21 protein-coding genes are annotated in these 22037 nt (G+C 64.8%); 4 read left to right on the forward strand and 17 right to left on the reverse strand.

All coding sequences use genetic code 11. The features are described 5' to 3' along the window. The first annotated feature begins 246 nt into the window (after positions 1-246). Positions 247-2427, forward strand: coding sequence for an ATP-dependent DNA helicase DinG (dinG, locus tag AB7A72_RS13595; RefSeq protein WP_312834908.1), 2181 nt, complete (start codon positions 247-249; stop codon positions 2425-2427). On the opposite strand, the gene AB7A72_RS13600 is transcribed toward dinG, so the two are convergent. Next, positions 2424-3335: a pirin family protein gene (locus AB7A72_RS13600; protein WP_369460290.1), complete on the reverse strand. Its 912-nt coding sequence runs from the start codon at positions 3333-3335 to the stop codon at positions 2424-2426. The two genes, dinG and AB7A72_RS13600, sit on opposite strands and share 4 nt — an antisense overlap. Before the next feature lie 312 nt (positions 3336-3647). Here AB7A72_RS13600 and AB7A72_RS13605 point away from each other — a divergent pair, with 312 nt between their 5' ends. Further along, positions 3648-3890: a hypothetical protein gene (locus AB7A72_RS13605; protein WP_239809979.1), complete on the forward strand. Its 243-nt coding sequence runs from the start codon at positions 3648-3650 to the stop codon at positions 3888-3890. Positions 3891-4052: 162 nt separating this feature from the next. Here the strand turns inward: AB7A72_RS13605 and AB7A72_RS13610 are convergent, their stop codons facing one another. Then, positions 4053-4460 (reverse strand): OsmC family protein, encoded by a 408-nt coding sequence (locus AB7A72_RS13610; protein ID WP_239809980.1) that lies wholly within the window; start codon positions 4458-4460, stop codon positions 4053-4055. 153 nt (positions 4461-4613) lie between these two features. After that, positions 4614-5615: a type I glyceraldehyde-3-phosphate dehydrogenase gene (gene gap / locus AB7A72_RS13615; protein ID WP_239809981.1), complete on the reverse strand. Its 1002-nt coding sequence runs from the start codon at positions 5613-5615 to the stop codon at positions 4614-4616. A 366-nt stretch (positions 5616-5981) separates the two neighbouring features. Here gap and AB7A72_RS13620 point away from each other — a divergent pair, with 366 nt between their 5' ends. Continuing rightward, positions 5982-6977 (forward strand): glycosyltransferase family 2 protein, encoded by a 996-nt coding sequence (locus tag AB7A72_RS13620; protein WP_239809982.1) that lies wholly within the window; start codon positions 5982-5984, stop codon positions 6975-6977. Positions 6978-7095: 118 nt separating this feature from the next. On the opposite strand, the gene tkt is transcribed toward AB7A72_RS13620, so the two are convergent. Next, on the reverse strand, positions 7096-9135 hold the full coding sequence (gene tkt, locus AB7A72_RS13625) for a transketolase (protein WP_239809983.1): 2040 nt from the start codon (positions 9133-9135) through the stop codon (positions 7096-7098). A gap of 217 nt (positions 9136-9352) precedes the next feature. On the opposite strand from tkt, the gene AB7A72_RS13630 reads away from it, so the two are divergent. Further along, a complete protein-coding gene (locus AB7A72_RS13630) occupies positions 9353-9871 on the forward strand; it encodes a PepSY domain-containing protein (RefSeq protein WP_312453491.1) in 519 nt (172 codons plus the stop codon). A 66-nt stretch (positions 9872-9937) separates the two neighbouring features. Here AB7A72_RS13630 and AB7A72_RS13635 read toward each other — a convergent pair whose 3' ends face one another. From AB7A72_RS13635 to AB7A72_RS13695, 13 genes are all read right to left on the reverse strand, one after another. Continuing rightward, positions 9938-10465, reverse strand: coding sequence for a GNAT family N-acetyltransferase (locus AB7A72_RS13635; protein ID WP_369460291.1), 528 nt, complete (start codon positions 10463-10465; stop codon positions 9938-9940). Positions 10466-10493: 28 nt separating this feature from the next. Then, positions 10494-11063, reverse strand: a complete 570-nt coding sequence (locus AB7A72_RS13640; RefSeq protein ID WP_369460292.1) for a carboxymuconolactone decarboxylase family protein — start codon at positions 11061-11063, stop codon at positions 10494-10496. Positions 11064-11098: 35 nt separating this feature from the next. After that, positions 11099-12439 carry an aspartate aminotransferase family protein gene (locus AB7A72_RS13645; RefSeq protein ID WP_312414747.1) on the reverse strand — a complete coding sequence of 447 codons (1341 nt, stop codon included), beginning with the start codon at positions 12437-12439 and terminating at the stop codon, positions 11099-11101. A gap of 158 nt (positions 12440-12597) precedes the next feature. Next, positions 12598-12912, reverse strand: coding sequence for a hypothetical protein (locus AB7A72_RS13650; protein ID WP_369460293.1), 315 nt, complete (start codon positions 12910-12912; stop codon positions 12598-12600). A gap of 98 nt (positions 12913-13010) precedes the next feature. Beyond that, positions 13011-14243: an ammonium transporter gene (locus tag AB7A72_RS13655; RefSeq protein ID WP_369460294.1), complete on the reverse strand. Its 1233-nt coding sequence runs from the start codon at positions 14241-14243 to the stop codon at positions 13011-13013. Positions 14244-14482: 239 nt separating this feature from the next. Further along, complete coding sequence (locus AB7A72_RS13660; protein WP_369460295.1) at positions 14483-15910, reverse strand: FAD-binding oxidoreductase; 1428 nt, start codon at positions 15908-15910, stop codon at positions 14483-14485. Between the two features lie 135 nt (positions 15911-16045). Next, positions 16046-16873, reverse strand: a complete 828-nt coding sequence (gene hutG, locus AB7A72_RS13665; RefSeq protein WP_312414735.1) for an N-formylglutamate deformylase — start codon at positions 16871-16873, stop codon at positions 16046-16048. A 3-nt stretch (positions 16874-16876) separates the two neighbouring features. Continuing rightward, positions 16877-18274, reverse strand: a complete 1398-nt coding sequence (locus tag AB7A72_RS13670) for a formimidoylglutamate deiminase (protein WP_369460296.1) — start codon at positions 18272-18274, stop codon at positions 16877-16879. Between the two features lie 4 nt (positions 18275-18278). Next, positions 18279-18875, reverse strand: a complete 597-nt coding sequence (locus AB7A72_RS13675; protein ID WP_369460297.1) for a HutD/Ves family protein — start codon at positions 18873-18875, stop codon at positions 18279-18281. A gap of 10 nt (positions 18876-18885) precedes the next feature. Then, positions 18886-19632, reverse strand: a complete 747-nt coding sequence (locus tag AB7A72_RS13680; protein WP_394680822.1) for an amino acid ABC transporter ATP-binding protein — start codon at positions 19630-19632, stop codon at positions 18886-18888. 26 nt (positions 19633-19658) lie between these two features. After that, positions 19659-20327, reverse strand: coding sequence for an amino acid ABC transporter permease (locus AB7A72_RS13685; protein ID WP_239809994.1), 669 nt, complete (start codon positions 20325-20327; stop codon positions 19659-19661). A gap of 63 nt (positions 20328-20390) precedes the next feature. Beyond that, entirely contained in the window at positions 20391-21131 is a 741-nt protein-coding gene (locus AB7A72_RS13690) for a transporter substrate-binding domain-containing protein (protein WP_312414727.1), read from the reverse strand. Positions 21132-21176: 45 nt separating this feature from the next. Next, positions 21177-21956, reverse strand: a complete 780-nt coding sequence (locus AB7A72_RS13695; protein ID WP_369460299.1) for an IclR family transcriptional regulator — start codon at positions 21954-21956, stop codon at positions 21177-21179. Positions 21957-22037: the final 81 nt, after the last annotated feature.

Here is a 22037-nt window from a genome sequence, read left to right on the forward strand (position 1 = left end):
TCCCTTTGCGGCGTGTTTACTGCCAGAAACAGAAAATTCTTTTACCCCGTTCAAATAGCTTATTTGAACAGCCGCATGATTCTACTGTGCATGGCCGCAACGGATTGCTGCCAAATGTCACTACAAGCCCTTTGCACAGTGGACAAACACCTCCACCTTCCCCTGACTGCCACCTGGGTTTCGGTGACTACCGCATAAAACCCCAGTACCTGCCGCCACGGCCAATCCATGCCACACTTCCCGCCTATGTCTAATTCCGAATGGGCCCGCAACGCTGTTTCCGCCTTCGATCGCATGGTCAATGTCGAGGGTGGCTTTCGCTCGCGCCCCGGCCAGCGGCTGATGGCCGAAAAAGTAGCGGAGACCTTTGCTGCAGCGCAGCTGGGCAAGCTTGAAGAAGACGAGGAGCCGCAACGCGCCATTGCGGTGATCCAGGCCGGCACGGGGGTCGGCAAATCGCTGGCCTATGCAGTGCCGGCGATTGCGATGGCGCTGGAGCGCGGCACCCGGGTGCTGATCTCGACGGCCACCGTGGCGCTGCAGGAGCAGCTGGTGAACAAGGATTTGCCGGCACTGGCCCAGCAGATGGACCAGCCTTTCAAATACGCGCTGGCCAAGGGCCGGGGCCGCTATGTCTGCAAGCTCAAGCTGGAGCGCCTGGCCAGTGTGGCCCAGGGCGATGGCACGGACGGCGGCGAGCCCATCGACGACGATTTCTTTCCTGAAGAAGCCGCGCAGGCACGCCAATCGCAACGCAGCCCGCAAGAGAATGCCGCGCGCCTGCAGTTCTACACCAGCATGGCCGATGCGCTGACCACGCGGGGCTGGGATGGCGACCGCGACAGCCTGGACACCCCGCCCGAGCCCGAGGTCTGGAGCCCGGTCGCTGCCGAAGGCAGTTCCTGCACCGGAAAGCACTGCCCGGTGTTTGGCAGCTGCACCTATTACGAAAAGCGCAAGGACCTGGTCCAGGCCCAGGTGCTGGTGGCCAACCATGATCTGCTGCTGTCCACCTTGGGCGCACGCCTGCTGCCCGAGCTGGACAACTGCCTGCTGATCCTCGACGAGGCCCACCACCTGCCCGGCACCGCGCTGTCGCAGTTTGCCTGTGAGATGAACCTGAGCCAGCTCACCTGGATCGACAAGCTCGCCAGCCGCGCGCAGCGCGTAGGCGGGTTGGTGGAGGTCAGCGAGATAGCCGACATCCCGCGCCATTCCGCCCAACTGCGCCAGCATTTGCAGGATTGCGCAAGGCTGCTGATGGACGAGTACGGCGAAGGCATGCGCCAGCAGCTGCAATCGGGCGGCCGGGGCCCTGCCCGCGTGCGCCTGCCGCGTGGCGAGCTGCCCCCTGCGCTGGTCGAGCCGCTGGCCCAGGCCGCGCACCACGCCAGCGCCTTCCTGGATGTACTGCAGGCCATCTCCAAGGCCTTGCGCTCGCAGATGCGCGACCGGCCCGATGAGGCCAAGCGCCTGTCCACCCTGTATGCCCAGGTAGGCAGCCTGGCCCCGCGCCTGGAAGCCGTGCACGACACCACCCAGCTGCTGCTGCAGGATGCGCCTCAGGGCAGTGTGCCGGCAGCCAAGTGGTTCACCTTGGATGTCGTGGGCGATTTTGTCGCCATCAAGGCCTATGCCAGCCCGGTGATCCCCGGCTCCACCCTGCGCCACCATCTCTGGAGCCAGGTGCGCGGCGCCGTGCTCACGTCGGCCACGCTCACCAGCGGCGGCCAGTTCGATTTCTTCCTGCGCGAATCGGGCCTGTACAACGATACGGCCGTCTCCACACTGGAAGTCGCCAGCCCCTTCAACTACGCCGAGCAAGGCAGTCTGGTCGTCACCGAGACCCAGGCCGACCCGCGCACGCCCCAGCAGTTCACCAGCGAGATGGTGGATGCGCTGCTCGAAGACCTGGCCCAGGTGCAATCGGGCGGCCTGGTGCTGTTCACCTCGCGCGAGCAGATGCGCTTGGCGGTCGATGCGCTGCCCACGGCGATGCGCCAGCACGTGCTGGTGCAAAACACCTTGCCGCGCAGCCAGCTGCTGCACCAGCACCGCGAGCGCGTGGCCGCCGGCCTGCCCAGCATCATCTTTGGCATGCAAAGCTTTGGCGAGGGGCTGGACCTGCCCGGCGCGCTGTGTGAATCGCTGTTCATCACCAAGCTGCCGTTTGCGCCGCCCGATGACCCCGTCGACGAGGCCCGCGCCGAGTGGCTGAAGAACTCGGGCCGCGATCCGTTCAGCGAGATCGTGGTGCCCGCTACCGCCATCCGCCTGGCCCAGTGGGTGGGCCGCGCGATCCGCACCGAGGTGGACCAGGCCCATGTCTACTGCTACGACAAGCGCCTGGTGCGTACCGGCTATGGCCAGCGGCTGCTGGCCAGCCTGCCGCCCTTTACCTTGCACCGCCGCATGGCCAACGCCTAACCCTGCTTGGCAAGTGCCTCGCCCGGGCTGCGCAAATGCACGCCCTCCAGCGAGGGAGGCACCAGCGCCGGCAAGGGCGATGCGACGGGCGCCCCGAAGCCTTCGCCGTTCTGCCAGTCGCGCAAAAAGCCTTCGATCTCTTCCTGGCTCTGGCCGACAAAGTTCCACCAGATCATCACGCCGCCTTCATAGGGCGTGCCGCCCAGCAGAATGCAGCGGCTGCCGGCGCCGGATTGCAGATCCAGGCTCGTCTGCCCATCGGGCAGGTAGACCAGCTCATTGCCGGGGGCAGGCTCGCCATTGACCTGCAGATCGCCGTACAGGCAGAGCACCGCATACTCAAAATCGGGCCGCAGTGCCAAGGTAGCGCTCGTGGCCTGCGCCGCCTCCATATCCACTGCCACCAGCGGGCTGTGCACCTCGGTCGGCGCCTGCTGGCCCAGCCAGTCACCGGCCAGCACCGTCATCTGGATGCCCTGCTGCTGCAGCCGGGGCAACTGCGGGTAATGCTGGAAGCGCGGCGGCATAAAGCGCTGGTCCTTGGGCAGCGCAATCCACAGCTGCACCGCATGAAAGTCCGGCTTGCCCAGGCTCTCTTCCGAATGCGCGATGCCCTTGCCAGCGGTCATCAGGTTGACCTGGCCGGGGCGAATCGGCTGCTCGCTGCCCAGACTGTCGCGGTGCAGGATCTCGCCCTCGATCATCCAGGTGAAGGTCTGCAGACAGGTGTGCGGGTGCGGCCCCACCTGCATGCCGGGCCCGCTCTCAAAGTGCGAAGGGCCCGCGTGGTCCAGAAAACACCAGGCGCCCACCATGCGCCGCCCGCGCTGCGGCAGTGCACGCAACACCGGAACACCACCTACATCGGCCACCCGTCCAGGGTAGTGACGCAATGCCTTGTTATCCATCTTCCATCTCCTTGATCAGCGCCTGCTGCCGGCTCGCGCAGATTCCGCCGAAACACGCCTACACATGATTGCCTTGGCAGTATGGTACAAACAAGTGGTGAGGCAGTTGTGACCAGAGAGGGCATGGCTGCCACATTCAACGTGTTAGCGCCAAGATTGCGTGGCGCGACGACAGGCTCTCAGAGATTCGCTCTGGCAGCCGGTGTAACTCTCAGATTTGCCAGGTCGTGCTGGCGGTTTTCATCATTGCGGCTTTGCAGCCCCGGCTGCAAAGCTGGAATTCGGTGCCCCCTCATGGAAAGGAGACAACCAATGACGACTCAACACTCCCACAACTACCCCGAGAACTTCAAGGCTCGCGTGGTAGGCATTGTTCAGCACCGTATCGGAGACGGTCAGCTGGAAACCATTCCCACCCCCATGGAAGTGGATGTCTCGACGGCCATTGCCAGCTTTGTGCTGTCCTGGACCATCGAAGGCCAACCCGTGACCGTCTCGCTGGCCAAGCCGGACTTTGACTACCACGTGGACCACCGCAACATTGTGGTGCAGTAAACCGCCTTGACGCTGTTGACACGCCGCCACGCCTCCTGTTGGAGCCATGCGCCGTTTCAACGGTTGACGGCTGTCATGGCACTGTGAAGTGCGTTCCCCGCATGCCTGCAAGGGCCTGCTTTATTCCGGGTGTCCGGCCCGCCCGCGCATGCATTGGCATGCTCAAGCCAGCGCCGTGACCACCCTCACCTCCCCCACCAGCAACTTGTGCACCGGGCAGGCTTCTGCAATCTGCTTGAGCCGGCTGCGCTGCTCCTCGCTCAAATCACCTTCCAGCTGAATGCTGCGCACGATGTCGTTGCCCAAAGCGGCACTGCCATCGGGGTTCAGCGCCAGCTCCACCTTCACGCCCGTCAGCGGCCAGGCCTTGCGCTGTGCATACATCTGCACCGTGATCGTCGTGCAGGCACCCAGGGCCGACAGCAGCAGCTGCATGGGGCTGGGCGCCGTATCCCCGCCGCCAACGGCCTGCGGCTCATCACCATGCCATGCATGGCCTTGGGGGTTGTGCAGATCCACGCGGTAGTTGCTGGTCGTGCTCTGTGCCTGGGCTTGTGCCTGCTGCGCCATATCGCTATATCTCCTTGGTTCGATACGGCAATATAGGCTTTTCTGCCAAACCACGGTTGCAAACGGGCACAAAAAAACCAGCGCCGTTGCCGGTGCTGGTTCTGTGTGTCGCATGCCCTGGGCCACGGCCCGGGCACAGACCGCGCAAAGCGCTTACTTGGAGGTAACGACGCGCACCATCTCCAGGCACTTGTTCGAATAGCCCCACTCGTTGTCGTACCAGGAGACGACCTTCACAAAGGTTTTGTCCAGTGCAATACCGGCTTCGGCGTCGAACACCGAGGTGCAGGTCTCGCCACGGAAGTCGGTGGCCACCACCTTGTCTTCGGTGTAACCCAGCACGCCCTTGAGCGCGCCTTGCGACTGGGCCTTCATCTCGGCGCAGATCTCTTCGTAGGTCGCTTCGCTGTTCAGCTCCACGGTCAGGTCGACCACGGACACGTCCGAGGTGGGCACGCGGAAGGACATGCCGGTCAGCTTCTTGTTCAGCTCGGGAATGACCACGCCCACGGCCTTGGCAGCGCCGGTGCTCGAGGGGATGATGTTTTCCAGAATGCCACGGCCGCCGCGCCAGTCCTTGTTCGACGGGCCGTCCACGGTCTTTTGCGTCGCAGTCGCTGCGTGCACCGTGGTCATCAGGCCGCGCTTGATGCCCCACTTGTCGTTCAGCACCTTGGCCACAGGTGCCAGGCAGTTGGTGGTGCAGGATGCGTTGGAGATGATGGCTTGACCGGCATAGGTCTTGCAGTTCACGCCAAACACGAACATGGGGGTGTCGTCCTTCGATGGGGCCGACAGAATCACCTTCTTGGCGCCCGCATCGATGTGCTTTTGTGCCGTTTCCTTGGTCAGGAACAGACCGGTGGACTCGATCACCACATCGGCGCCGACTTCGTTCCACTTCAGGTTGGCAGGGTCGCGCTCTTGCGTCAGGCGGATCTTCTTGCCGTTGACGATCAAGGTGTTGCCTTCGACAGCAATCGTGCCCTGGAAGCGGCCGTGCACGCTGTCGTATTGCAGCATGTAGGCCAGGTAGTCAGGCTCGAGCAGGTCGTTGATCGCAACGATCTCGATATCGGAAAAATTCTGCACCGCAGAGCGCAGCACATTGCGGCCGATACGGCCAAAGCCGTTGATGCCTACCTTGATTGCCATAGTGATCTCCAAGTAATGAAATGCCGCATGCCCTCCGGCCTGGGTCACGCTTGCTGCCGCAAGCGCCGCTTTACCGGACTGGCCAGACCCGCAAGCCCGCGGCCCCGGGCACCCAGGATGGCGGTGCAGGGACGGGGCGGTCTGATTTTGCCGCGTATTGTAGAGAACACTGGCTGGGCCATGGAATAGTGGGCCATTGCCCGCCCCCGGCCAGCTATCGCCGGCGTGACTGCCAGCGCGCAGCAGCCGTGGGCAGCCCATGGCTCAGGCTGTGCAACAATCCTGGGCAGCACGGGGGCCTCCCGTCACCGTCATCCATAGCCTGCAGCAACACCGCCCCAGATGGTGGGCCGCCTCACAAACGCCATGAGTCTGTCGCACCCCTCTTCGCCCTCCAGCCTGCGCACGGCAGTCATCATTCCCTGCTACAAGGTCACGCGCCACATCCTGGCGGTGGTTGCCGAGATTGGCCCGGAGGTCGATGGCATCTACATCGTCGACGACTGCTGCCCCGACGGCAGCGGCCGCTTTGTGCAGGAACACTGCCAGGACCCCCGCGTGCGCGTGCTGTTCAACGAGGTCAACCTGGGCGTGGGCGGCGCGGTGATGGCGGGCTACCGCGCAGCGATTGCCGACGGCTATGGCGTGCTCGTCAAGATCGATGGCGACGGGCAGATGGACCCGACCCTGGTGCCGCGCTTTGTCGCCCCGATTGCCAGCGGCCGCGCCGACTACACCAAGGGCAACCGGTTTTTCAACCTGGAAAAGATCACCCGCATGCCGCGCATCCGCATCTTTGGCAATGCGGTGCTGTCGTTCATGACCAAGTTCTCCACCGGCTACTGGAGCAGCTTTGACCCCACCAATGGCTTTACCGCCATTGCCGCCAGCACGGCCGCACAGTTGCCGCTGCACAAGATCAGCCAGCGCTATTTTTTCGAGACCGACATGCTGTTCCGGCTGAACACGGTGCGCGCAGTGGTCCTGGACATCCCCATCGATTCGCGCTACGAGGACGAGGTCAGCAACCTCAAGATCCACAAGGTGCTGACCGAATTCATGGCCGGTCACCTGCGCAATTTCTGCAAGCGCATTTTCTACAACTACTATCTGCGCGGCATGTCGGTGGCCTCGCTGGAGCTGCCACTGGGCCTGGCGCTGATCAGCTGGGGCACCGTGTTTGGCCTGTTCCACTGGGTGCAGTCCATCGTCTCCAACGTCGCCACCACGGCCGGTACCGTCATGGTCAGCGCGCTGCCCATCATCCTGGGCGTGCAGCTGGTGCTGGCCTTTATCGCGTTCGATGTGGCCTCCGAGCCCACACAATCGCACCGCCATGACGGCGAGGGTCTGCCTCGATAGGCGCTGTCCCGTCACCGGCACCCACCCACCCACACCTCACAGGCGCCCATGAAAAAACGCAGGGTGCAGGCCCTGCGGCCCGCATCCCTGCGTTATGGGTGGCTGAGGCAGTGCGCGTTTACGCCTTTTGCAACGCCACTTGCACCGTGTTGGCCACGTTGTCGGCGGTAAAGCCAAAGTGCTCGAACAGCACGCCGGCGGGGGCCGATTCGCCAAAGGTATCGATACCCACGACCGCAGCGCAGCCATACTTCCACCAGAAGTCGGTCACACCCATCTCGACGGCCACGCGCGGCAGGCCAGCGGGCAGCACGCTGCGCTTGTAGGCCACGTCTTCGCGGTCGAACGTGGTCGTGCTGGGCATGGAGACCACGCGCACGGCAATCTTGCGCTCGGCCAACAGGCGCTGGGCCTTCAAGGCCAGCTGCACTTCAGAGCCGGTGGCGATGATCACCGCTTGCGCCTTCTTGTTCAGGCCGATGTCCGATGGCTCGGACAGCACATAGGCACCACGGCTGATGTTGCCGATGGCATCACCATTCTTGGGCGCGTAAGGCAGGTTCTGGCGCGACAGCAGCAGCGCCGTAGGCTTGTTGCGGTTGCTCAGTGCCACGCTCCAGGCCACGGTGGTTTCGGCGGTATCGGCAGGGCGCCACACATCCAGGTTGGGGATCAGGCGCAGGCTGGCAGCGTGCTCGATCGACTGGTGGGTGGGGCCGTCTTCGCCCAGACCGATGGAGTCATGGGTGAACACATGCACCACGCGGCGCTTCATCAGCGCAGCCATGCGGATGGCATTGCGGCTGTAGTCGCTGAAGGTCAGGAAGGTGCCGCCGTAGGGGATGAAGCCGCCATGCAGCGCCACACCGTTCATGATGGCGGCCATGCCGAACTCGCGCACACCGTAGTTGATGTGGCGGCCGATCTTGCCGTCTTCGGTCTTGACCACAGCGCCGCTGTCGTCCACGCGGAAGGCGGGGGTCGACTTGGTGTTGGTCAGGTTGGAGCCGGTCAGGTCGGCCGAGCCGCCCAGTAGCTCTGGCAGCGCAGCGGTGAAGTCTTCCAGCGCCAGCTGGCTGGCCTTGCGGCTGGCCACGGTCTCGCCCTTGGTGTGGGCCTGGGCCACGGCTTCCACGGCCACTTGGGCGAACTGCTTGGGCAGGTCACCGGCCATGCGGCGCTTCAGCTCAGCGGCCAGCTCGGGGAAGGCCTTCGCGTATTCAGCAAACTGCGCATCCCAGGTGGATTCGGCCTTGGCGCCAAAGGTCTTGTGGTCCCAAGCTTCGTAGACATCGGCAGGGATCTCGAACGGTGCCGAGCTCCAGCCGAGCGCGGCGCGGGTCAGGCCGATTTCTTCGGCACCCAGCGGCTCGCCGTGGGCCTTGCTGGTGTCCTGGCGGTTCGGGCTGCCCTTGCCGATGGAGGTCTTGCAGATGATGAAAGTGGGCTTGTCAGCGACCTTCTTGGCCTTGGCAATCGCATCGCTTACGGCCTTGGGGTCGTGGCCGTCGATCGGGCCGATCACGTTCCAGCCGTAGGCTTCGAAACGCTGGGCGCTGTTGTCCACAAACCAGGGCTGCACCTTGCCGTCGATCGAGATGCCGTTGTCGTCGTACAGCGCGATCAGCTTGTTCAGCTTCCAGGCGCCGGCCAGCGCGCAGGCTTCGTGGCTGATGCCTTCCATCAGGCAGCCATCGCCCAGGAACACATAAGTGTGGTGGTCCACCACATCGTGGCCGGGGCGGTTGAATTCAGCCGCCAGCAGCTTTTCTGCCAGCGCAAAGCCCACCGCATTGGTGATGCCCTGGCCCAGCGGGCCGGTGGTCGTCTCGATGCCGGGGGTGATGTCCACTTCGGGGTGGCCGGGGGTCTTGCTGTGCAGTTGGCGGAAGTTCTTCAGCTCGCTGATCGGCAGGTCATAGCCGGTCAGGTGCAGCAGCGCATAGATCAGCATGGAGCCGTGGCCGTTCGACAGAATGAAGCGGTCGCGGTTGATCCACTGGGGGTTGAGCGGGTTGTGCTTGAGGTGCTTGCTCCACAAGGCCACTGCCATATCGGCCATGCCCATGGGGGCGCCGGGATGGCCCGAATTGGCTTGTTGAACGGCATCCATTGCGAGTGCGCGGATCGCATTCGCCATATTCTGATTGTTGACCATGGGAGTGGAGGGGGAAAAAAGCGACAAAGGCCGCATTTTAGCGGGCTGCCGCTTCAGGCGCCCGGCATGGCAGTCTTGGCCTACGGCGGTGCAGGGCCTCCACCTACTGCAACAGCTGGCGCAAACACTGACAATGCGCAAGCTATTGCCTTTAAAAATCTATTAATATTATTAATACATACTATCGTTAATGAATTCCAGCTTGAAAGGATTGACCATGCAACGCACCCTGTCCACCACCGCCCTGGCCTTGACGCTCGCGCTGGCATCGCTGAGCGGCAGCGCCTTTGCCAGCACGGCAGAAAAGATCGCCGCCATGCAAGCGGCCCGTTTCGATCTGACGCAGGCCATCCAAAGCGCACAGAGCCAGCATGGCCTCCAGGTCTTGCAAGCCGAGATCGACACCAAGAAAAAGCAGCCCATCTACGAAGTCAGCGGCATCAACGCCCAAGGCCGTGAGATCAAGCTCAAGTTCAGCGCGCTGGACGCCGCCCAGGTGCTGGAAAACAAGGACGACGGCGCCGCCGAGAAAAAGGACAGCGACCGTCTGGCCGCTGCCAAGATCAGCATCAGCGACGCCATCGCCACTGCCCTGAAGCACACCCCCGGCAAGGCCATCGAGGTGGACCTGGACGACCACCTGGGCGTGCTGACCTATGACGTGAAGATCATCAATGCGGCCAACACCGAGGTGGAAGTGCGCGTGCATGCCATCAACGGCAACATCCACCAGTAATTGGGCCGAGCAGCAAGACACCCAGGCCAGCCCAGCGCTGGCCTTTTTTGTGCCCGATGACCGGTCTCAGCCCAATGTTTGCGCCATGTACTGCGCATCGCCGCCATAGCTGTACAGCGCATCCCGCTCTTGGGCCGACCAGGGCAGCAGCGGCGCATAGCCCTTGCGCTGCCAATAGGGCTGCGAGCCCATCACAGAGACCAAGGCCGAGTAGCGCAGCCCATCGGCCTGCGCCTGTTGCAGCATGGCCTGCAGCAGCGCAGAGGCCAGGCCTTCGCCCGCGCGCGCAGGGGCCACGGCCATGTCATGCAGGTACAAGGTATCGGCGGGGGAGGCACAGGCAAAGCCGCCATGCAGCGGCGTCACCTTGCCCAGCACGGACCGGTAGGCGGCCAGATAGGCCAGCACTTCACGGCCCTGCACGACCACCAGCGAGCACTGCACCGGGCTGGCCAAGCGCTCGGCATACAGCGCGGCGCTCTCCATGAAGTCCGCGCCATAGCAGGCCAGCTGCACCTGCATCAGCCCATCGAGGTGCTGCGCGGTCAGAGGTTCAAGAGACCAGCGGGGCTGGTCGGGGGAAGAAAAACGCATCGCCCGATTGTCGGCGATGCCGCGGCGATCAACCCAAAGGCGCCAGCGGCTGCGCCGTAGATGCCGGCACTGTGGTGCGCGCGGCATTCATCACCATCGACAGCAGGCTGTAGTAGCCATTGATGCCGATCAGATCCATCACGCCCTTGTCGCCAAACCGCTGCTGGGCCCGCGCCCAGGTGGCGTCGCTCACCTGGCGCTGCTGGTGCAGCTCGACGCAGAAGTCATGCACAACGGCCTCGTCCTCGGGCATCGCATCGGGGCGGCGGCCTTGGGCCACGGCATCCACGGTCGCCTGGCTCACCCCTTCGCGCAGCGCAATCGGCGCATGGATGGCCCACTCCACCTGCTGCGTCCACTGGCGGGCAGTCACCAGGATCGCCAGCTCGGTCAGGCGCACACCGATGGCGCTGCGGTAGCGCAGGTACTCGCCCAGGCGCTGGGTGTGGTCCATCAGCTCGGGGCTGCGCAGCAAGGGCACAAAGGGCGATATCAGTGCGCCGCGCGGGCCATCAATGATGGGCTGGGCATAGCGGCGCTGTTCTTCGCTCCAGGCCTCCGGGGGCAAGGGAGGCATGCGGTCCTGGGAGGGCGTCATGGGCAGGGTCTTTCCGATCGAGAAATGCAAGGGGTTCAGGCAGCAATGGCTTGCGTGGCGAGCACGGTGTCAATGGCATCGCCCAGCCGCTCGACCACCTGGTCCAGCTCGGCTTCGCTGCTGATGAAGGGCGGTGCCAGCAGCACATGGTCGCCATGCAGGCCATCGATCGTGCCACCCATGGGATAGCACAGCAAGCCATGGGCCATGGCCTGGGCCTTGACCTTGGCATGCAGCTTGAACGCCGGGTCAAACGTGGCCTTGCTGCTGCGGTCCTGCACCAGCTCCACGCCCCAGAACAAGCCCCGGCCCCGGATGTCGCCGACATGCGGGTGCGCATCAAAGCGGGCATGCAGCTGTTTTTGCAGGTAGGCGCCGCGTGCCAGTACCTGGGGCAGCAACTGGTCGCGCTGGATTACCTGCTGCACCGCCAGTGCGGCCGCCGCCGCCATCGCATGGCCAATATAGGTATGGCCATGCTGGAACATGCCACTGCCGCTGCGCATGGCTTCGACGATCTTGCGCTGTGCCAGCACCGCGCCAATCGGCTGGTAGCCGCCCCCCAGGCCCTTGGCAATGGTCATCAGGTCGGGGCTGATGCCCTCCTGCTCCACTGCATGCAGGGTACCGGTGCGGCCCATGCCGCACATCACTTCATCGGCAATCAGCAAGATGCCATAGCGGTCGCAAAGCGCGCGCAGTCCCTGCCAGTAGCCCGGTGGCGCCGCCACCGCGCCCAGGGTTGCGCCCACCACCGGCTCGGCCACAAAGGCGATCACGTTGTCCGGGCCCAGCGCCTGGAACTTGGCATCGATCTCGGCCAGCAACCGCGCCACATAGGCGGGCTGGCTCTCGCCGTCCAGGCGGTCGCGGTACTCATAGGCCGGGGCCACGCGGCCCACGTCCATCAGGATGGGGGCAAACTGCTTGCGGCGCCATTCATTGCCGCCGACAGCCAAGGCACCCAAGGTGTTGCCGTGGTAGCTTTGGCGGCGCGCAACAAAGTGCGTGCGCTGGGGCTGGCCGATCTCGACGAAATACTGGCGCGCCATTTTCAGCGCCGCTTCCACCGCCTCGGATCCGCCGGAGACAAAGTAGACATCGGTCATGCCTGCGGGTGCATGCGCGACCAGGTGGTCGGCCAGCGCCTCTTGCACCTCGGTGGTGAAAAAGCTGGTGTGGGCATAGGCCAGCTGGTCGAGCTGGCGGTGCATCGCCGCCAGCACATCCGGGTGCGCATGGCCCAGGCAGGACACCGCCGCCCCGCCGCTGGCATCCAGGTAGGCCTTGCCGGCCTGGTCAAACAATTCCACGCCTTTGCCGCCCACTGCGACAAGAGGCACATGGGCCAGAGAACGATGGATGACATGGCTCATGCGAGCACTCCTTCACAATGCGTCACCAGCCCTGCGCCGGCAGCGATACGCATAGTATAAGGATCATTTGTATTTTTTCAATACATTAATGGATCATTTGTTCCATATCGATGTATTTCTGGTCCCAGGCCTCCCCTTCCCTCCCTCTCGCTATCCCTTCAACGCAAGCCGCCTACATAGCGCTTGGCGCTCGCCACCAGGCCCGGCGCAGCGGCATCCGCTGCCGCCCCCGCAGTGCCCATGGTGGCTGCCGCCGGTGCAGGCGCGCCCGGCAAGCTGGCGGCAAAACGCAGCGCCAGCCGCTCGAGCTCCGCATCCTGGTGGCTGCGGGCATGGTTCAGCGCAAACTGGGCCATCGCCTGGCCATAGGCGGTATCGCTGGCCATCCACTCGGTATCGGTCACCCGGCCCGTCTTGCGGCGCAGCGCCACATGCAAATGCGCGGCGATGGCCAGGCGTTCACTGTCGTTCATACAAGCTCCTCCGTGGCAGAACCTGATGGGCAGGCTGCACGCCCAAGGCGGCGCAACCCGGTGGCGCGGCGGCGCAGCGCGGCACCGCGCATGGCAACTCAGTTTTGGCTTTCCTGGTGCAGGCTGACATCCAGCCCATCGAGCTCCTGCTGCGCGGTCACCCGCAAAGGCAGAACCACACGTATCAAGGTCAGCAAAATGGCGCTGCCCACCGCGCTGTAGAGGGCCACCGCCGCCACCGCGACCAGCTGGTTCAGCACCGTGGCGTCCACCCCGGCAATGGCCCGGTCGGCAAACACCGCGGTGAGCAGCGAGCCGGCAATGCCGCCCACGCCGTGCACGCCAAACACATCGAGCGAGTCATCCACACCCAGCCGGCGCTTGAGCCAGGTGGCGCCCCAAAAGCAGGCCACGCCCGCGATCAGGCCGATGGCGACCGCACCACCCACCTGCACAAAACCGGCAGCCGGTGTGATGGCCACCAGGCCACCAATCAAGCCCGAGAGCACACCCAGCAAGGTCGGAGCGCCGCGCACCCACCACTCGACCAGCATCCAGGACAGCGCACCAGCCGCAGCGGCCACCATGGTCACCAGCATGGCCAGTGCGGCCCGGCCATCGGCTGACAGGGCAGAGCCGGCATTGAAGCCAAACCAGCCAATCAGCAGCAGTGCGGCGCCCATCGCGGTCCAGCCCAGGCTGTGCGGCTCAAAGGCCTGGCGGCCATAGCCCTGGCGCCGGCCCAGCATGGCCGCGCAGACGAGCGCTGACACCCCCGCATTGACGTGCACCACCGCGCCGCCGGCAAAGTCCAGCGCGCCCAGCTTGTTGAGCCAGCCATCGCTCTCCCACACCCAATGGGCCACCGGTGCATAGACCAGCACACTCCACAGCGCAGAGAACAGCAGCAGCGCCGAAAAGCGCATGCGCTCGACCACGGCGCCAATGACCAAGGTGGTGGTGATGACGGCAAACGCCATCTGGAACAGCGCATACAGCGATTCGGGCAGGTGCGGCGCCAGGTGGCTGACCGACACGGTGCCGGCCGCCGCCTCCAGGCGCATGGACGAGAACCAGGCCCTCTCCAGCCCGCCCAGCCAGGCCGACGACTTGCTGAATGCCAGCGAATAGCCCAGCGCAAACCAGGTCAGCGCCACCACGGCCGCCACCGCAAACACCGCCACCATGGTATTGACCACGTTCTTGCGCCGCACCAGCCCGGCATAGAAGAGCGCAATGCCCGGCAGTGTCATCAGCAACACCAGCACCGTAGAGACCAAGAGCCAGGCCGTATCGGCCTTGTCAATCGCAGCCATCTGCACCATTTGCATGCCATCCCCTTTGTACGTTGTCATCCATTGCGGGTTTGTTTCAAAAGGTAGCAGTTTTTATGCCATGGGCAGGCAAGGCCCCTGGATACGGGGTCTTGGGGCATGCGCAGCGATGGCAACGCATGAGGCCGGGGCCAGATCGCACCACATCGGTGCCCTGGGCCACCGGCCGCCCAAAACAAAACCGGCGCATGCATCGCTGCAGGCGCCGGTCTCCAAGACAGGGGCGAAAACGGGATTCAGTCCGCCGCGAACACCTTGCCCGGGTTCATCAGCCCCAGCGGATCGAGCGCCTGCTTGATCGCGCGCATGGCGGCCAGCTCCTGCGGGGTGCGGCTAAAGCCCAGGTAGGGCATCTTGTGCAGGCCAATGCCATGCTCGGCAGAGACACTGCCCTGGAACTGCTGCACCAGGCCGTACAGCACGGCTTCCAGCGCCTCGTCCTCGCCGTTGATGGTTTGGCTGTCGGTGGTCACGTGCAGGTTGCCGTCGCCCACATGGCCAAAGAACAGGCTGTGGTGGCCGGGCCAGCGCGCATCAAAGGCAGCGCGGCAGGCAGCGGCAAAGCGGCCAATGTCCACCTGGGGCAGGCTGACGTCGAAGTTCACCGGCGGGTGCATGTGCGCCGTCATCTCGGCCGGCGCCTCACGCAGCTTCCACAGGCTCCTGGCCTGCTCGCCCGATTGCGCAATCACCGCGTCCACCACCTCGCCGGCCTCCATGGCCTCGCCCAAGGCCTCTTCCACCGCAGCGCGCAACGCGGCCTCGTCCTTGCCGTCCACATCGATCAGCGCCTGCAGCGGATGCTGCTGGGCAAACGCGGGCTGGAGCTTTTGCCACTGCATGGAGGTCTGCACAAAGTCGCTCCACATCAGCTCGAACGCGGCCACGCTGTTGCCAAAACGGGCCTGCATGCGCGCCAGCACCGCCAGCGCCTCGTCAAAACCCGGCAGGGCCACCATGCAGGTGGCCTTGGCCTGCGGAGCGGGCCGCAGGCGCAGCAGCACGCGGGTGATGATGCCCAGGGTCCCCTCGGCACCGATAAAAAACTGCTTGAGGTCGTAGCCGGTGTTGTTCTTCAGCATGGGCCGCAGCATCGGCAGCACCGTTCCATCGGCCAGCACCACCTCCAGCCCCAGCACCTGCTCGCGCATCATGCCGTTTTGCAGCACGCCATTGCCCCCTGCGTTGGTGGAGACATTGCCGCCAATCTGGCAGCTGCCGCGCGCGCCCAGGTCCACACCAAACACCCAGCCGGCCGCCACGGCCGCTTCCTGCACCGTCTGCAGACTCACCCCTGCCTGCACGGTCATCAGGCCGGTGCGCGCATTCACGTCCTCGATCTGCTGCATGCGGTCCATCGCCACCGCCACGCCATGGGCCACTGGCACCGCCGCGCCGGCCAACCCGGTCAGGCCGCCCTGCGGCACCACCGGCACCCGGTGGGCATGGCAGATGCGCAGCAAGGCGCTGACCTCTTCGGTGCTGCGCGGGCGCAGCAGCGCCAGCGGCGGCACCGGCGGCGTGCCGCTCCAGTCGGTCCAGTACTTCTGCGCAATGGCGTCTGCGCCGCGCGAAAAGCCGTTAGGGCCCAGCGCTTGCTCAAGGTCGGTCCAGAAAGCCGCCGCAGGAGCGGCTGCCGCGTTGTCGGTGCGAGAGGTAGTCATAGCCCGCTATTGTCGGGCGGTTTGCCCGGCAGGCGCGCGCTGCCAGCAGCAAAACCTGCTGGGCCGGTACAGCAAAAAAGCGGCATCCCGGGCCTGCATTGCAAGCGCTGGATACCGCTTTTGGAGGAGCCGGGCTCAGCGTGCCGATTGCTGCACGTAGGCCAGCAAGGTCTCCACCATGCGGCGCACATGGGGCTGCACCTTGGCGGCTACGGCCGGCAGGTAGTCAAACGGCATGTGCTCCTGCATATAGCTGCTCTGCGTCATCTCCAGCTGGATGGCATGCACGTTCTGTGCCGGCTGGCCATAGTGGCGCGTGATGTAGCCGCCCTGGAAGCGGCCATTGAGCACGCTGGTGAAGCCGTCGGCCTCGCCTTTGCGCGCCTCGGCCAGCAGCGCCTCGCCCAGGCCTTCGCCGCAGCTGGCGCCCTTGTTGGTGCCCAGGTTCAGATCGGGCAGCTTGCCCTCAAAAAAGCGCGGCAGTACCGACTGGATCGAATGCGCATCCCACAGGCCCGCAGCGCCATGCTGGGCCTGGATGCGGGCCAGCTCGGCGGCCAGCTGGTCGTGGTAGGGCTTCCAGACCTGGTCACGGCGCTGGGCAATCTCGGCATCATCGGGCTGCAGCGCGGCGCTTTGGTAGACGGGGGTGTCGGCAAAGGTGTCCACCGGGCACAGGCCGGTCACGCTCTGGCCGGGGTAGAGGCTGGCGCCATCGGGGGGACGGTTCATGTCCACGACCAGGCGCGAATGCGTGGCCACCAGGGTCGAGGCGCCGATCTCCTGCGCAAAGGCGTAGAGCAGCGGCAGGTGCCAGTCGGTGTCATGCACCTCGCGCGCCTCGGGCGTAAAGCGCTCGGCCAGCGCCGGCGGCACATAGGTGCCCACATGGGGGAAGGAGATCAGCAGCGGCGCCGTGCCTTGGCGGAACTCGAAGGCGGCGCGGTCGGTTTCAAAATGCATGGATCATGGCTCCTGAAGAAGTTCGGTGCGCGCGGCGACAAAGCTGCGCTGCGCGCTGTGGTGCAGCGGGTGGCGGCCGTCAGCCACGCGGCACTGGCCGCCCACCCAGACACTGGCCACCGCACTGCTGCGGCTGCTGGCAAACACATGGGCATCGAGCTGCTCGGCCGCCGGCAAGCCGGCCAGCGCCAGGTGCTGGCCATCGAGCTCCACCCAATCGGCCTGCTGGCCCACGGCCAGGCCGGCCACCGCACGGCCACTGGCCTGCGCGCCGCCCTGCACGGCCGCCAGCAGCATATGGCTGCCCACATGCGGCTGCTGCGCACTGGCCGCCACATTGCGCTGCTGCGATTGCAGGCGCTGGCTGTACTCCAGCATCATCAACTCTTCGGCGGCGTTCACGCCGATATGGCTGTCCGAGCCAATGCCCCAGCGGCCATTGCCAGCCTGCCAGCGCGGCAGGTCAAAGATGCCATCGCCCAGGTTGGCTTCGGTCAGCGGGCACAGGCCAGCCACCGCCTGCGAGGCAGCGGCGGCGGCGTATTCGGCCTCGTCCATGTGTGTCGCATGCACCAGGCACCAGCGCGCGTCCACCGGCATATGGTCCAGCAGCCAGGCAACAGGCCGCTGGCCGCTCCAGGCGACGCAGGCGTTGACCTCGGCCATCTGCTCGGCAATGTGGATGTGCACCGGCGCCTGGGCGCTCAGCGCATGCAGGCCCTGCACGGCCTCCTGCAAGGCCTGGGGCGCCACGGCGCGCAGCGAATGCGGTGCCAGGCCCAGCGCTGCGCCTTGGGCGCTGCAGGCCGGTGCCAAGGTTTCCAGCAGGCGCAGCATGTTGTCGGTGCTGCGGATGAAGCGTTTTTGTCCCTCATTGGGCGCCTGGCCGCCAAAACCGCTGTTCTGGTACAGCACCGGCAGCAAGGTGATGCCGATGCCCGCCGTCTGCGCCGCCCGCAGCAGCGCCAGGCTCAACTCGCCATCGGGCGCATAGGCCTGGCCATCGGGTCGGTGGTGCAGGTAGTGGAACTCGCAGACGCTGGTGTAGCCCGCTTCGAGCATCTCGATGTACAGCCAGGTGGCAATCGCCTCCAGGTGCTGAGGGCCCAGCCGGGCCGCAAAGCGGTACATCAGGTTGCGCCAGCTCCAAAAGCTGTCCTGCGCCTGGCCCCGGAACTCCGACAGCCCGGCAAAGCCGCGCTGGAAGGCATGCGAATGCAAGTTGGGCATGCCCGGCAGCACCGGGCCGGCGGCCTGCGCCACGCCAGCGCAGCGGGCTGCCTCCACGCCCGTTTCGATGGAGGTAAAGCGGCCTTGCGCATCCCAGCGCAGCAGCACGTTCTGGGCCCAGCCGCTGGGCAGCAAGGCCTGAGCCGCAAACAGTTGGTTATGGGTATTCATCGCATCAGACACCGGCAGCTACCTCCTGCAGCGCGACGGCGATCAACCAGGCATCGTGGCTGCTCGCCTCCAGCTGCAATGGCTGGCCCAGCGCGGCGGTCCAGTACAGGCCGTCTTCGCCACCGGCCGTCAAGGCGGCCGACTGCGCAGGCAAGCGCCAGCTGCCCGCCCGCGCCAGCAGCATGCCCTGGGCACTGGTCAGTGCCAGTCTGGCACCCCGGTGGATGGTGACCTGCGCCTGCACCCGGCCACGCCGGGTCATCACATTCAGATCCTGCGAGGCGCCGCCCAGCAGCTGGCAGTCCAGCGCCACATCGCCCGAAAACGCAAAAGGCTGCAGGCAGTGCTGCAGCAGGTGGTCCACGCTGCCATCGGCTGCTTGCAAATGCACGCCGTCACCGTCCAGCAAGGTGATGATGCGGTCGACGCCGGCAAAGGCCGAGAACGGCCCGCTGCTGGCAATTTGCGCAATGCTGATGCGCCAGGCAAAACTGTCGATACTTGCGCCAGGCGGCCAGCACAGCACCTCCTGGGTGGTGCCGCCGCCGTTCTTCCATGGCGTAGCGGGCAGCGCGCTGCTGCTGAAAAATTGCATGCTCATAGCTACCCGTTTATTGCTTGGTCAACACGGCCTGCAAAAAGCTGCGCGTGCGCTCCTTGGTCGGGTTGCTGAAGATGGTCTGCGGATCGCCGGCTTCGATGATGCCGCCGCCATCCATGACGACAACCACATCGGCCACTTCCTTGGCAAAGCCCATTTCATGGGTCACCACCATCATCGTCATGCCTTCTGCAGCCAGCATCTTCATCACCTGCAGCACCTCGCCCACCAGCTCGGGGTCGAGCGCCGAGGTGGGCTCGTCAAACAGCATCACCTTGGGGCGCATCGCCAGCGCACGGGCAATCGCCACGCGCTGCTTTTGCCCCCCCGAGAGGCTGCCGGGCATCGCATCGGCCTTGTGGGCCAGGCCCACTTTTTGCAGCAGGTCATGCGCCAGCGCATCGGCATCCTTGCGGCTGAGGCCATGGAGCTTGCGCGGGCCCAGGGTCACGTTGTCCAGCACCGACAGGTGCGGGAACAGGTTGAAGGACTGGAACACCATGCCGACCTCTTCGCGCAGCGCGTTGAGGGCTTTCTCGGGCAGCATCTGGCCGTCCTGCACCAGGGTGCGGCCACAGATGTCGATGCGGCCGCCCTGCGGCGCCTCCAGCCCATTGCAGCAGCGCAGAAAGGTGCTCTTGCCCGAGCCGCTGGGGCCGATGACGACCACCACTTGTTTGGGCTTGACATCGAAGTCGATGCCGTCGAGCACGACATGCGTGCCATAGGCCTTGCGCAGGCCACGGATGCGGATCATGGATTCGGAATTCAACGGAGTTGCGGTCATTGCACCATGCCTCCAGCGCGCATGCGCTTCTCAAAATGGCGCAGTGCCAGGGTGGTCACGCCGGTCAACACAAAATAAATCACGGCAATCGCCAAATACACTTCCAGCGAGCGGTAGGACACGCTGATGATCTTCTGGCCCTGGTGCATCACATCGTGGATGGTCAGCAGCGAGACCAGCGCCGAGTTCTTGATCAGTGCAATGAACTCGTTGCCCAGCGGCGGAATCATCCGCACGATGGCCTGGGGCAGGATCACCGACAGCATGGCCTGGCCGGACGACATGCCGATGGAGCGCGCTGCCTCCATCTGGCCGCGGTCGATGGACTGGATGGCGCCACGCACCACTTCGGACACATAGGCGCCCGAGTAGATGCCCAGGCCCAGCACGCCGCAGGCAAAGGCCGGCAGCATGATGTTGAACTGCGGCAGACCAAAGAACAGGATGAACAGCTGCACCAGGAGCGGCGTGCCCCGGATCACGGCCACATAGGCTGTGCAGATGCTGTAGATGATCCTGTTCTTGGGGTTGAGCCGGCCAATGCCGATCAGCAGACCCATCACGCAACCCAGCACCAGCGCTGCGGCCGTGATCTCCACCGTCACCGCTGCACCGCGCAGCAGATCGGGCCACCCTGCCCAGACGGGCGAAAAATCCAAATCCATAGTCAATCCTGTCGTCTCAGATCAGCGCGCTGCCCGGGCAGCGCGCTGCGGCACCCTTGCCTATTACTTGCTGCCGGGGAACCACTTGTCCACGATGGCCTTGTAGCCGCCATCAGCCTTGAGCTGCTCGAGCGCCTTGTTCACCGCGGCGGTCAGCTCTGGCGTGTCCTTGCGGATGGCCATGCCGTATTCCTCGGTGGTGATCTGCTCGGCCAGCACCTTCATGCCGCCACGGGTGCGGTTGTACTGGAACGCAGCAGGCTTGCCGGTCACGGCGGCATCGGCGCGCCCGATATCCACCAGGTTGAACATTTCCTGGTTCTTTTCCACCTCGACGCGCTGCACCTTGGGGAAGTGTTCGGTCAGGTAACCCACGGACTTGGTGCCCACCTGCACGGACACCTTCTTGCCGTCCAGATCGCTCAGCTTGGTGATGGGGCTGCCTTCCTTGACCATCGCCACCAGGCCACCGGCGTAGTAAGGCTGGGTGAAGTCCACCACCTTCTTGCGCTCATCGGTGATGTAGATGGCCGAGACGGCCATGTCGTAGCGGCGGGCGATCAGACCGGGTACCAGGCCCTTGAAATCGATATCGATCCATTCGACCTTCTTGCCCATCTTGGCCGCAACGGCCTCGACGAGTTCGACGTCGAAGCCGGTCTTCTTGCCGTTTTCGACAAATTCCATCGGCGGGAAGGTGGCATCGGTGGCCACGCGCAGCACATTGTTCTGGGCAAAGGCAGCGCCTGCACCACAGGCCAGGGCGATCAAAGAGGTCTTCAAGACCAGGCGGCGGAAGTTCATGGGAGAGTCCTTTTTCAATTCAAGTACCAAGCAAAAATATCAATGTCATCCAGCCAGACTGCGGGAGATGCGGGCCGCTGCGGCCAACGTGGCCTGTACCAGCTGGGCCTGCTGGTGCTGCACACGCTGGTGGGGCGCCATCAGGCTGAGCGCCGCCACGGCGCGGCGGCCGCTGGTAAACACCGGCACGCTGCAGCCCCAGACACCGGCATCGACCTGGCCCACCGTGGTGATGTAGCCCTGCGTGCGCAACTCCTGCAGCTCGGCAGCAGCTTCGGCGCGGGCGGGGGTGCCTTCGCCATAGTGCTGGTTCAGCAGCGCTTCGCGTTGCACGGCGGGCAGATAGGCCAGCACGCATTTGGCAGATGCCCCGACCTTCAGAGGCACGCTGCTGCCCTTGTCGAAGGAGCAGCGCAGCGACAGCGGGCTTTCCACCATGTCCAGGCACACGGCCTGGCCATTGGCGGCAACCAGCAAACCTGCGCTTTCCTGGGTCTGCTGCGACAGCTGCACCAGTACAGGGCGGGCCACATGCACCAAATGGGAGCCGTCATCGAAGCCACGCGCCAGCTGCAGGCCCAGCGGCCCGGGCGCATACAGCGCACCGCTGTCGGCCACGAAGCCAAAGCGCTTGAGGCGTGCGAGCTGCCGGTACAGGCTGCTGCGGGGCAAACCCGTGCCCTGCATCAGCTCGTTGGCCGACAGCGGCCGCCCGGCGCAAGCCAGAACCGCCAGCACCTGCAGCACACGGTCGGCCGCCGACACCTCGGAACCCGGGGCATCCGCTGCCGTACGCTCGCCAACCAACAACTCTGAAGCATCCATTTTCAATTCCCATTCCTCGGGACTAGTGACACAGATGATCTTGCAAGATCAATGCCAGAATTGTCGAATTGCTCTCTGAAT

The organism is Comamonas sediminis (genome assembly GCF_041107495.1).
GTDB classification, from domain to species: Bacteria; Pseudomonadota; Gammaproteobacteria; order Burkholderiales; family Burkholderiaceae_C; genus Comamonas; species Comamonas sediminis.

Coding starts and splice junctions, on each gene's coding strand:
- dinG (WP_312834908.1), top strand. CDS start 247: ATGTCTAATTCCGAATGGGCCCGCAACGCTGTTTCCGCCTTCGATCGC.
- AB7A72_RS13600 (WP_369460290.1), bottom strand. CDS start 3,335: ATGGATAACAAGGCATTGCGTCACTACCCTGGACGGGTGGCCGATGTA.
- AB7A72_RS13605 (WP_239809979.1), top strand. CDS start 3,648: ATGACGACTCAACACTCCCACAACTACCCCGAGAACTTCAAGGCTCGC.
- AB7A72_RS13610 (WP_239809980.1), bottom strand. CDS start 4,460: ATGGCGCAGCAGGCACAAGCCCAGGCACAGAGCACGACCAGCAACTAC.
- gap (WP_239809981.1), bottom strand. CDS start 5,615: ATGGCAATCAAGGTAGGCATCAACGGCTTTGGCCGTATCGGCCGCAAT.
- AB7A72_RS13620 (WP_239809982.1), top strand. CDS start 5,982: ATGAGTCTGTCGCACCCCTCTTCGCCCTCCAGCCTGCGCACGGCAGTC.
- tkt (WP_239809983.1), bottom strand. CDS start 9,135: ATGGTCAACAATCAGAATATGGCGAATGCGATCCGCGCACTCGCAATG.
- AB7A72_RS13630 (WP_312453491.1), top strand. CDS start 9,353: ATGCAACGCACCCTGTCCACCACCGCCCTGGCCTTGACGCTCGCGCTG.
- AB7A72_RS13635 (WP_369460291.1), bottom strand. CDS start 10,465: ATGCGTTTTTCTTCCCCCGACCAGCCCCGCTGGTCTCTTGAACCTCTG.
- AB7A72_RS13640 (WP_369460292.1), bottom strand. CDS start 11,063: ATGACGCCCTCCCAGGACCGCATGCCTCCCTTGCCCCCGGAGGCCTGG.
- AB7A72_RS13645 (WP_312414747.1), bottom strand. CDS start 12,439: ATGAGCCATGTCATCCATCGTTCTCTGGCCCATGTGCCTCTTGTCGCA.
- AB7A72_RS13650 (WP_369460293.1), bottom strand. CDS start 12,912: ATGAACGACAGTGAACGCCTGGCCATCGCCGCGCATTTGCATGTGGCG.
- AB7A72_RS13655 (WP_369460294.1), bottom strand. CDS start 14,243: ATGCAAATGGTGCAGATGGCTGCGATTGACAAGGCCGATACGGCCTGG.
- AB7A72_RS13660 (WP_369460295.1), bottom strand. CDS start 15,910: ATGACTACCTCTCGCACCGACAACGCGGCAGCCGCTCCTGCGGCGGCT.
- hutG (WP_312414735.1), bottom strand. CDS start 16,873: ATGCATTTTGAAACCGACCGCGCCGCCTTCGAGTTCCGCCAAGGCACG.
- AB7A72_RS13670 (WP_369460296.1), bottom strand. CDS start 18,274: ATGAATACCCATAACCAACTGTTTGCGGCTCAGGCCTTGCTGCCCAGC.
- AB7A72_RS13675 (WP_369460297.1), bottom strand. CDS start 18,875: ATGAGCATGCAATTTTTCAGCAGCAGCGCGCTGCCCGCTACGCCATGG.
- AB7A72_RS13680 (WP_394680822.1), bottom strand. CDS start 19,632: ATGATCCGCATCCGTGGCCTGCGCAAGGCCTATGGCACGCATGTCGTG.
- AB7A72_RS13685 (WP_239809994.1), bottom strand. CDS start 20,327: ATGGATTTGGATTTTTCGCCCGTCTGGGCAGGGTGGCCCGATCTGCTG.
- AB7A72_RS13690 (WP_312414727.1), bottom strand. CDS start 21,131: ATGAACTTCCGCCGCCTGGTCTTGAAGACCTCTTTGATCGCCCTGGCC.
- AB7A72_RS13695 (WP_369460299.1), bottom strand. CDS start 21,956: ATGGATGCTTCAGAGTTGTTGGTTGGCGAGCGTACGGCAGCGGATGCC.